This window comes from Bradyrhizobium sp. 33ap4 (genome assembly GCF_032654765.1).
GTDB classification, from domain to species: Bacteria; Pseudomonadota; Alphaproteobacteria; order Rhizobiales; family Xanthobacteraceae; genus Bradyrhizobium; species Bradyrhizobium australafricanum.
In genome coordinates this window covers 1-555 of the sequence record NZ_JAUMTJ010000270.1, presented here as the reverse complement: position 1 = coordinate 555, position 555 = coordinate 1, and the positions used below count along the sequence as shown (strand labels likewise).

The following is a 555-nucleotide window of genomic DNA, read 5'->3' as shown; positions in this document are numbered from 1 at the left end:
TTCAGGATCTCCTTTCCTGTGTCTTTCGCGCCTCTCTTAATAGCTCGACCAATGCTGTCGCCTTTGGAAATATTGCGAGCAATACCTTTTGCCGCGCTTACGGCAGTTTTTTTAAATACGGTGCTGCGCGTTTAAACAGTGGTGTAGCATATCGAGCCAGATTTCCAAAAAAACCACTTCCTCTCTGATATAGCGGGCCTTTATACGGGGTAAACTCCCCCGCACCATAAACTGCCGGCACTTGTTTAACGTACATGCTTTCTAAAGTGTAAAGTTAACGCTGTCCTCCCTCCAGGTCGCAAGGGAGGCTTTCTGCCCGTATCGTCGTACAGACGGACGCTAATTGAGGTGATCTCCCGTTGAGACAGCTTAAAATACTGGACAGTTTGAAAGGTATGATTTACCTTTTGCTTATTTTCCTCGTAAAGGAAAGGTGCCATCTTTAGAATGGGGTACCTTCCGCTGCCAATGAGGCTTGGCTCCACTATCGCCTATAACGCTCCCCTCTAAAGGTAGCACAAGTCGGATCGTAGCCATGTCGTTCTGTGAGCCAAG

The 555-nt window shown here is 47.7% G+C and carries 1 protein-coding gene; it reads left to right on the top strand.

Going from position 1 to position 555, the window contains the following annotated elements; genetic code table 11:
• A partial coding sequence (locus Q2M23_RS43865) for a hypothetical protein (RefSeq protein ID WP_316399572.1) occupies positions 1-188 on the top strand: 188 nt, incomplete at its 5' end.
• Positions 189-555 lie beyond the last annotated feature (367 nt).